This is a genomic window from Citrobacter sp. S55_ASV_140 (assembly GCF_018919505.1).
Classification (GTDB): Bacteria; Pseudomonadota; Gammaproteobacteria; order Enterobacterales; family Enterobacteriaceae; genus Citrobacter; species Citrobacter werkmanii.
This window is the reverse complement of the sequence record NZ_JAHLQZ010000012.1, coordinates 41,007-50,708: the sequence shown is the minus strand read 5'-3', so window position 1 is coordinate 50,708 and position 9,702 is coordinate 41,007. Positions and strand designations below refer to the sequence as shown.

The following is a 9,702-nucleotide window of genomic DNA, read 5'->3' as shown; positions in this document are numbered from 1 at the left end:
GCATGATCAGCAGAGTGACAGAAGCCCTTAGCAAAGTTAAAGGATCGATAGGAAGCAACGAGCGCCATGCCTTGCCTGGCGTGATCGGTGACGATCTTTTGCGGTATGGGAAGCTGCCACTCTGCCTGTTCATTTGCATTATTTTGACGGCGGTTACCGTCGTGACAACCGCCCACCATACGCGGTTACTGACCGCGCAGCGTGAGCAGTTGGTTCTGGAGCGAGATGCGTTGGATATCGAATGGCGCAACTTGATCCTTGAGGAGAACGCGCTCGGCGACCATAGCCGTGTTGAACGGATCGCAACGGAAAAGCTGCAAATGCAGCATGTTGATCCCTCACAAGAAAATATTGTAGTACAAAAATAAGGATAAACGCGACGCATGAAAGCAGCGGCAAAAACGCACAAACCAAAACGCCAGGAAGAACAAGCCAACTTTGTCAGTTGGCGTTTTGCGTTACTGTGCGGCTGTATTTTGCTGGCACTGGGTTTCCTGCTGGGACGCGTCGCCTGGCTGCAAATCATCGCGCCGGATATGCTGGTGCGTCAGGGCGACATGCGCTCCCTGCGCGTACAGGAAGTCTCTACATCGCGCGGGATGATTACCGACCGTTCGGGCCGTCCGCTGGCGGTGAGTGTTCCGGTGAAGGCGATTTGGGCCGACCCGAAAGAGGTGCATGACGCAGGCGGCGTGAGCGTTGGTGAACGCTGGAGAGCGCTGTCGACCGCGCTTAATCTCCCGCTCGACCAGCTGGCTTCCCGTATTAACGCCAACCCGAAAGGGCGCTTTATCTATCTGGCGCGTCAGGTTAACCCTGACATGGCCGACTACATCAAAAAACTCAAGCTGCCAGGTATTCACCTGCGTGAAGAATCCCGTCGTTACTATCCTTCCGGAGAAGTGACCGCTCACCTCATTGGCTTTACTAACGTTGATAGCCAGGGGATTGAAGGCGTTGAGAAGAGCTTCGATAAGTGGCTCACCGGACAGCCGGGCGAACGTATCGTACGTAAAGACCGCTATGGCCGCGTAATTGAAGATATCTCCTCTACCGACAGCCAGGCGGCGCACAACCTTGCGCTGAGCATTGATGAGCGTTTACAGGCGCTGGTCTACCGTGAACTGAATAATGCCGTCGCGTTCAACAAAGCGGAATCCGGCAGCGCCGTGCTGGTGGATGTCAACACCGGTGAAGTGCTGGCGATGGCGAACAGCCCGTCCTACAACCCCAATAATCTCTCCGGTACGCAAAAAGATGTCATGCGTAACCGTACCATTACCGACGTGTTTGAACCGGGTTCTACCGTCAAACCAATGGTGGTAATGACGGCGCTGCAGCGTGGAGTGGTACGCGAAAATACCGTACTCAATACGATTCCTTACCGAATTAATGGTCACGAAATCAAAGACGTGGCGCGTTATAGCGAATTGACCCTTACCGGGGTTTTGCAGAAGTCGAGTAACGTCGGTGTTTCTAAGCTGGCGTTAGCGATGCCGTCCTCAGCGTTAGTAGATACTTACTCACGTTTTGGGCTGGGAAAAGCGACCAATTTGGGGTTGGTCGGAGAACGCAGTGGCTTATATCCTCAAAAACAACGGTGGTCTGACATAGAGAGGGCCACCTTCTCTTTCGGCTATGGGCTAATGGTAACCCCGTTACAGTTAGCGCGAGTCTATGCAACGATCGGCAGCTATGGCGTTTATCGCCCGCTGTCGATTACCAAAGTTGACCCTCCTGTTCCGGGCGAGCGTATTTTCCCGGAAGCGACCGTTCGTACCGTGGTGCACATGATGGAAAGCGTAGCGCTGCCCGGAGGCGGCGGCGTGAAGGCGGCGATTAAAGGCTATCGCATCGCCATCAAAACCGGTACGGCGAAAAAAGTAGGGCCGGATGGTCGCTACATCAACAAATACATTGCTTATACCGCAGGCGTTGCGCCTGCGAGTCAGCCGCGCTTCGCGCTGGTTGTTGTTATCAACGATCCGCAGGCGGGTAAATACTACGGTGGCGCCGTTTCCGCGCCGGTCTTCGGTGCCATCATGGGCGGCGTACTGCGCACCATGAACATCGAACCGGATGCGCTGGCAACGGGCGATAAAAGTGAATTTGTGAATAATCAAGGCGAGGCAACAGGTGGCAGATCGTAATTTGCGCGACCTTCTTGCTCCATGGGTGCCGGGTGCACCGGAGCGAGCACTGCGGGAGATGACGCTCGACAGCCGTGTGGCTGCATCGGGCGATCTCTTTGTCGCAGTATTGGGTCATCAGGCGGACGGGCGTCGGTATATCCCGCAGGCGATAGCGCAAGGTGTGGCTGCCATTATTGCAGAAGCAAAAGATGAAGCGACTGATGGTGAAATCCGTGAAATGCACGGCGTTCCGGTTATCTATCTCAGCCAGCTTAATGAGCGTTTATCTGCACTGGCGGGCCGTTTTTACCACGAGCCTTCTGAAAAAATGCGTCTGGTTGGCGTGACCGGGACCAACGGTAAAACGACCACTACTCAATTGCTGGCGCAGTGGAGCCAACTGCTGGGTGAAACCAGCGCGGTGATGGGAACCGTTGGCAATGGTCTGTTGGGCAAAGTGATCCCGACGGAAAATACCACCGGTTCAGCCGTTGATGTCCAGCATGTGCTGGCGGGGCTGGTTGCACAGGGCGCCACGGTTGGCGCGATGGAAGTCTCTTCCCACGGTCTGGTTCAGCATCGCGTCGCGGCGCTGAAGTTTGCCGCATCAGTGTTTACTAACTTAAGCCGTGACCATCTCGACTACCACGGTGACATGGAACATTACGAAGCCGCGAAATGGCTGCTGTACTCCACGCACCATTGCGGTCAGGCCATCGTCAATGCGGATGATGAGGTCGGTCGTCGCTGGCTGGCCAAACTTCCGGATGCGGTGGCTGTTTCGATGGAAGACCACATCAACCCGAACTGTCATGGTCGTTGGTTAAAAGCCGTTGAGGTGAAGTATCACGACAGCGGGGCAACGATTCGCTTTACCTCCTCCTGGGGGGAGGGCGAAATTGAAAGCCGCCTGATGGGCGCGTTTAACGTCAGCAATCTGCTGCTGGCGCTGGCAACGCTGCTGGCGCTGGGGTATCCGTTAGCTGATTTACTAAAAACAGCGACACAATTGCAACCGGTTTGCGGGCGTATGGAAGTGTTCAGCGCGCCCGGTAAAACCACCGTGGTGGTTGATTATGCCCATACGCCGGATGCGCTGGAAAAAGCGCTGCAGGCGGCGCGTCTGCACTGTACCGGCAAACTGTGGTGCGTCTTTGGCTGCGGTGGCGATCGTGACAAAGGCAAACGTCCGCTGATGGGCGCGATTGCCGAACAATTTGCTGATGTGGTCGTGGTGACCGATGACAACCCGCGTACCGAAGAGCCGCGCGCCATCATCAACGACATTCTGGCGGGGATGCTGGATGCCGGACAGGCGAAGGTGATGGAAGGTCGCGCCGAAGCAGTGACTAACGCCATCATGCAGGCGAAAGAAAACGACGTGGTGCTGGTGGCCGGGAAAGGGCACGAAGACTACCAGATCGTTGGTTCACAGCGTCTCGACTATTCTGACCGCGTCACGGCAGCGCGTCTGCTGGGGGTGATCGCATGATTAGCGTAACGCTCAGCCAACTGGCGGAAATCCTCTGTGGCGAACTAAAAGGGGGCGATCTGACCCTCGATGCAGTGACAACCGATACGCGTAAAGTGACGCCGGGCTGCCTGTTTGTGGCGCTGAAAGGCGAACGCTTTGATGCCCACGATTTTGCTGACAAGGCGAAAGACGGGGGAGCAGGCGCGCTGTTAGTCAGCCGTCCACTCAATATTGATTTACCGCAGGTTATTGTAAAAGACACCCGTCTGGCGTTCGGCGAACTGGCAGCGTGGGTTCGCGCCCAGGTTCCGGCGCGCGTGGTCGCGCTGACCGGCTCATCCGGCAAAACGTCTGTTAAAGAGATGACGGCATCCATTCTGAGCCAGTGTGGCAACACCCTATACACCGCGGGCAATCTGAACAACGACATCGGTGTACCGATGACGTTGCTGCGCTTAAACAACGATTACGACTATGCCGTGATTGAGCTCGGCGCCAATCATCAGGGCGAAATCGCCTGGACCGTTGGCCTGACGCGTCCGGAAGCGGCGCTGGTGAACAATCTTGCTGCCGCGCATCTGGAGGGTTTCGGCTCTCTGGCGGGCGTTGCGAAGGCTAAAGGTGAGATTTTTGGCGGTCTGTCAGCGAATGGCATCGCCATCATGAACGCTGATAACAACGACTGGCTGAACTGGCAGAGCATCATTGGCGATCGCAAAGTCTGGCGCTTCTCCCCGAATGCGGCCAACAGCGATTTTTCGGCGGCTAACGTTCACGTGACCTCGCACGGTACGGAGTTTTCGCTGCGCACGCCAACCGGAAGCATTGATGTTCTGCTGCCGTTGCCGGGTCGTCACAACATTGCCAACGCCCTGGCGGCGGCTGCGCTCTCTATGGCGGTAGGCGCGACGCCTGAGGCGATCAAAGCGGGCCTGAAGGATCTGCAAGCGGTACCGGGGCGTCTGTTCCCGATTCAACTGGCAGAAAATCAGCTGCTGCTGGACGACTCCTACAACGCTAACGTCGGCTCGATGACCGCAGCGGTACAGGTGCTGTCCGAAATGCCAGGCTACCGCGTGCTGGTGGTGGGCGATATGGCAGAGCTTGGCGCGGAAAGCGAAGCATGTCACGTACAGGTAGGTGTTGCTGCGAAAAACGCGGGCATCGACCGTGTACTGAGTACAGGGAAACTGAGTCAGGCAATTAGCGACGCCAGCGGCGTTGGCGAGCATTTTGCGGATAAAACCGCGCTGGTCGCGCATCTCAAGGCGCTGATTGCGGAACATCAGATCATGACGATTTTAGTGAAGGGTTCACGTAGTGCCGCCATGGAAGAGGTAGTACGCGCATTACAGGAGAATGGGACATGTTAGTTTGGCTGGCCGAGCATTTGGTCAAATATTATTCCGGCTTTAACGTCTTTTCCTATCTGACGTTTCGCGCCATCGTCAGCCTGCTGACCGCGCTGTTCATCTCTTTGTGGATGGGCCCGCGCATGATCGCCCGCCTGCAAAAAATGTCCTTTGGACAGGTCGTACGTAACGACGGCCCGGAATCACACTTTAGTAAACGCGGTACGCCGACCATGGGCGGGATCATGATCCTCACCGCGATTGTTATCTCCGTGCTCCTATGGGCATACCCGTCGAACCCGTACGTCTGGTGCGTGCTGGTGGTATTGGTCGGTTACGGGATTATTGGTTTTGTCGATGACTACCGCAAAGTGGTACGCAAAGACACTAAAGGTCTGATCGCGCGCTGGAAATATTTTTGGATGTCGGTGATTGCGCTGGGCGTAGCCTTTGCGCTGTACCTGGCGGGGAAAGATACCCCGGCGACCGAACTGGTCGTGCCATTCTTTAAAGACGTGATGCCGCAACTGGGACTGTTCTACGTCCTGCTGGCGTACTTCGTCATTGTGGGTACCGGTAACGCGGTCAATCTCACCGATGGTCTGGATGGCCTGGCGATTATGCCGACCGTGTTCGTGGCTGCGGGTTTTGCGCTGGTGGCATGGGCGACCGGGAACATGAACTTCGCTAACTATCTGCACATTCCGTATTTACGCCATGCCGGCGAACTGGTGATCGTCTGTACGGCGATTGTCGGCGCGGGGTTAGGCTTCCTGTGGTTTAACACCTATCCGGCGCAGGTCTTTATGGGCGACGTCGGATCGCTGGCGCTGGGCGGCGCGCTGGGCATTATTGCCGTGCTGCTGCGTCAGGAGTTCCTGCTGGTGATCATGGGCGGCGTATTCGTCGTAGAAACGCTGTCGGTCATTCTGCAGGTCGGTTCCTTTAAGCTGCGCGGACAGCGCATCTTCCGTATGGCGCCGATTCACCACCACTATGAACTGAAAGGCTGGCCGGAACCGCGCGTGATTGTGCGCTTCTGGATTATTTCGCTGATGCTGGTGCTGATTGGCCTGGCAACGCTGAAGGTACGTTAATCATGGCTGATTACCAGGGTAAAAAAGTCGTCATTATCGGTCTGGGTTTGACCGGGCTATCCTGCGTGGATTTCTTCCTGGCGCGTGGCGTGACGCCGCGCGTGATGGATACCCGCGCGACGCCGCCGGGCCTGGATAAATTACCGGAAGCGGTTGAGCGTCATGTTGGCAGCCTGAATGATGACTGGCTGCTGGACGCCGATCTCATCGTCGCCAGCCCTGGTATTGCCCTGGCGCACCCTTCACTGAGCACCGCCGCCGATGCGGGGATTGAAATTGTCGGTGACATCGAGCTGTTCTGTCGCGAAGCACAGGTGCCGATCGTCGCGATCACCGGCTCTAACGGTAAGAGCACGGTTACGACACTGGTTGGCGAAATGGCAAAAGCAGCAGGCGTTAACGTCGGCGTAGGCGGTAACATTGGCCTGCCAGCACTGATGTTATTGGACGCCGAGCGTGAGCTATATGTGCTTGAGCTATCCAGCTTTCAGCTTGAAACGACCTCCAGCTTACAGGCCGTAGCCGCCACCATTTTGAATGTCACCGAAGATCATATGGACAGGTATCCGTTTGGCTTGCAGCAGTATCGTGCGGCCAAACTGCGCGTTTATGAGAATGCGAAAGTCTGCGTGGTCAATGCGGATGATGCGCTGACCATGCCGGTTCGTGGCGCAGATGAGCGTTGTGTGAGCTTCGGTGTCAACATGGGGGACTATCACCTTAATCGTCAGCAGGGCGAAACCTGGCTGCGGGTGAAGGGTGAAAAAGTTCTCAACGTGAAAGAGATGACGCTTACCGGCCAGCATAACTATACCAACGCTCTGGCAGCGCTGGCGCTGGCTGATGCAGCGGGTCTGCCGCGGGCGTCAAGCCTGAAAGCGCTGACCACCTTTACCGGACTGGCGCATCGTTTCCAGTTGGTACTGAATCATAACGGTGTGCGTTGGATCAACGATTCAAAAGCGACCAACGTCGGCAGTACTGAAGCGGCGCTGAATGGCCTGCATGTTGACGGTACGCTGCACCTGCTGCTGGGCGGCGACGGGAAATCCGCTGACTTTATGCCGCTGCAACGTTACCTCACCGGCGACAACATCCGTCTGTACTGCTTTGGCCGTGATGGCGCGCAGCTTGCGGCACTGCGACCTGAGTTTGCCGAACAAACCGAAACCATGGAGCAGGCAATGCGTCTGCTCGCGCCGCGCGTGAAGCCGGGTGATATGGTGCTGCTGTCGCCAGCGTGTGCCAGCCTCGATCAGTTCAAGAACTTTGAGCAACGCGGTGACGTCTTTACGCGTCTGGCGAAGGAGTTGGGTTGATGCGTTTATCTCTCCCTCGCCTGAGAATGCCGCGCTTACCGGGACTGGGTGTCCTGGCGTGGATCTTCGCGGCACTCAAAGGCTGGGTGATGGCTTCGCGCGATAAAGACGCGGACAGCCTGATCATGTATGACCGCATGCTGCTGTGGCTGACCTTTGGTCTGGCGGCAATTGGTTTCATCATGGTGACATCGGCATCAATGCCGGTAGGACAACGTCTGGCGGGCGACCCCTTCCTGTTTGCTAAACGTGACGCGCTGTACATCTTCCTGGCGTTCTGTTTGGCGATGGTCACGCTGCGTCTGCCGATGGCGTTCTGGCAGAAGTACAGCACTACGATGCTCATCGCCTCGATCATCATGCTGCTGATCGTGTTGGTGGTGGGGAGCTCCGTTAACGGGGCATCGCGCTGGATTGCTCTGGGGCCGCTGCGTATTCAGCCTGCGGAATTTACCAAGCTGTCGCTGTTCTGTTATCTCGCCAACTACCTGGTACGCAAGGTGGATGAAGTGCGCAACAACCTGCGCGGCTTCCTGAAACCGATGGGCGTGATCCTGGTGCTGGCCGTATTACTGCTGGCGCAGCCTGACCTCGGTACGGTAGTGGTGCTGTTTGTCACCACGCTGGCGATGCTGTTTCTTGCCGGGGCTAAATTGTGGCAGTTCATTGCGATTATCGGCATGGGGATATCGGCGGTCGTGCTGCTGATCCTTGCCGAACCGTATCGTATTCGTCGCGTAACCTCTTTCTGGAATCCATGGGAAGATCCGTTCGGCAGCGGATACCAGTTGACGCAATCGCTAATGGCGTTTGGCCGTGGTGAGGTTTGGGGGCAAGGGTTAGGCAACTCAGTCCAAAAACTGGAGTATTTACCGGAAGCGCACACCGACTTCATCTTCGCCATCATTGGGGAAGAACTGGGTTATATCGGTGTGGTATTGGCACTTTTAATGGTATTCTTCGTCGCTTTTCGCGCGATGTCGATTGGCCGTAAAGCGCTGGAAATTGACCACCGTTTTTCAGGCTTTTTAGCCTGCTCCATCGGGATCTGGTTTAGCTTCCAGGCGTTAGTAAACGTCGGCGCGGCGGCAGGTATGCTGCCAACCAAAGGCCTGACGCTGCCGCTTATTAGTTATGGTGGTTCCAGTTTGTTGATAATGTCGACGGCCATCATGTTTTTGTTACGTATTGATTATGAAACGCGTCTGGAAAAAGCCCAGGCGTTTACACGAGGTGCACGATGAGTGGTCAACCGAAGCGGTTAATGGTGATGGCAGGCGGTACCGGCGGGCATGTGTTCCCGGGACTGGCGGTCGCGCACCATTTAATGGCCCAGGGCTGGCAGGTTCGTTGGCTGGGCACCGCCGATCGTATGGAAGCGGACTTAGTGCCGAAGCATGGCATTGAAATTGACTTTATTCGCATCTCCGGTCTGCGTGGCAAAGGCGTTAACGCACTGCTTGCCGCACCCGTGCGTATTTTTAACGCCTGGCGTCAGGCGCGCGCCATCATGAAGCAATTCAAGCCTGATGTGGTGCTCGGTATGGGCGGCTACGTGTCAGGTCCTGGCGGCTTGGCCGCATGGTCATTAGGTATTCCGGTCGTACTGCATGAGCAGAACGGCATTGCGGGATTAACCAATAAATGGCTGGCAAAGATTGCAACGAAGGTTATGCAGGCTTTCCCCGGCGCTTTCCCGAATGCGGAAGTGGTCGGGAACCCGGTACGCACGGACGTGCTGGCGCTGCCATTACCCGAAGCGCGTCTGGCTGGACGTGAAGGCCCGGTTCGTGTGCTGGTGGTCGGTGGTTCTCAGGGCGCGCGCGTTCTCAACCAGACGATGCCGCAGGTTGCCGCAAAGCTTGGCGAGGCGGTGACTATCTGGCACCAGAGCGGTAAAGGTGCGCAACAAACCGTTGAACACGCTTATGCCGAGGTCGGACAACCGCAGCACAAGGTCACTGAGTTTATTGATGATATGGCCGCCGCTTATGCATGGGCGGATGTTGTAGTGTGCCGTTCCGGCGCGCTGACGGTGAGTGAGATTGCCGCTGCAGGCTTACCTGCGCTGTTTGTGCCGTTCCAGCACAAAGACAGACAGCAGTACTGGAATGCGTTGCCGCTGGAAAAAGCGGGCGCCGCCAAAATTTTAGAGCAACCACAGTTTACTGTGGATGCCGTCGCCAGCACCCTTGCCGGGTGGTCGCGAGAAACTTTATTAACCATGGCAGAACGTGCGCGCGCCGCATCCATACCGGATGCCACCGAACGCGTTGCAAATGAAGTGAGCCGGGCTGCCCGGGCGTAATTGTGGTGATGCCTTTTGCA

General features: G+C 56.5%; 8 protein-coding genes. All 8 read left to right on the top strand.

Annotation, left to right across the window (positions count from 1 at the left end; translation table 11 throughout):
- Positions 1-2 precede the first annotated feature (2 nt).
- The 8 genes from ftsL to murG are packed head-to-tail and all read left to right on the top strand — an operon-like array spanning position 3 to position 9,682.
- On the top strand, positions 3-368 hold the full coding sequence (ftsL, locus tag KQJ18_RS03995) for a cell division protein FtsL (protein ID WP_006686695.1): 366 nt from the start codon (positions 3-5) through the stop codon (positions 366-368).
- Positions 369-383: 15 nt separating this feature from the next.
- Positions 384-2,150, top strand: a complete 1,767-nt coding sequence (gene ftsI, locus KQJ18_RS03990; protein ID WP_038637202.1) for a peptidoglycan glycosyltransferase FtsI — start codon at positions 384-386, stop codon at positions 2,148-2,150.
- Positions 2,137-3,624 carry a UDP-N-acetylmuramoyl-L-alanyl-D-glutamate--2,6-diaminopimelate ligase gene (murE, locus tag KQJ18_RS03985; protein ID WP_038637205.1) on the top strand — a complete coding sequence of 496 codons (1,488 nt, stop codon included), beginning with the start codon at positions 2,137-2,139 and terminating at the stop codon, positions 3,622-3,624. The genes ftsI and murE overlap by 14 nt, the downstream gene beginning before the upstream one ends.
- Positions 3,621-4,979 (top strand): UDP-N-acetylmuramoyl-tripeptide--D-alanyl-D-alanine ligase, encoded by a 1,359-nt coding sequence (gene murF, locus KQJ18_RS03980; protein WP_085048313.1) that lies wholly within the window; start codon positions 3,621-3,623, stop codon positions 4,977-4,979. The genes murE and murF overlap by 4 nt, the downstream gene beginning before the upstream one ends.
- Positions 4,973-6,055 (top strand): phospho-N-acetylmuramoyl-pentapeptide-transferase, encoded by a 1,083-nt coding sequence (gene mraY, locus KQJ18_RS03975; protein ID WP_016151694.1) that lies wholly within the window; start codon positions 4,973-4,975, stop codon positions 6,053-6,055. Before murF ends, mraY begins: the two co-directional genes overlap by 7 nt.
- A 2-nt stretch (positions 6,056-6,057) precedes the next feature.
- Entirely contained in the window at positions 6,058-7,374 is a 1,317-nt protein-coding gene (murD, locus tag KQJ18_RS03970; protein ID WP_216421456.1) for a UDP-N-acetylmuramoyl-L-alanine--D-glutamate ligase, read from the top strand.
- A complete protein-coding gene (gene ftsW, locus KQJ18_RS03965) occupies positions 7,374-8,618 on the top strand; it encodes a cell division protein FtsW (RefSeq protein ID WP_038637214.1) in 1,245 nt (414 codons plus the stop codon). The genes murD and ftsW overlap by 1 nt, the downstream gene beginning before the upstream one ends.
- Complete coding sequence (gene murG, locus KQJ18_RS03960; RefSeq protein ID WP_038637216.1) at positions 8,615-9,682, top strand: undecaprenyldiphospho-muramoylpentapeptide beta-N-acetylglucosaminyltransferase; 1,068 nt, start codon at positions 8,615-8,617, stop codon at positions 9,680-9,682. Before ftsW ends, murG begins: the two co-directional genes overlap by 4 nt.
- The last annotated feature ends 20 nt before the right edge of the window (positions 9,683-9,702 follow it).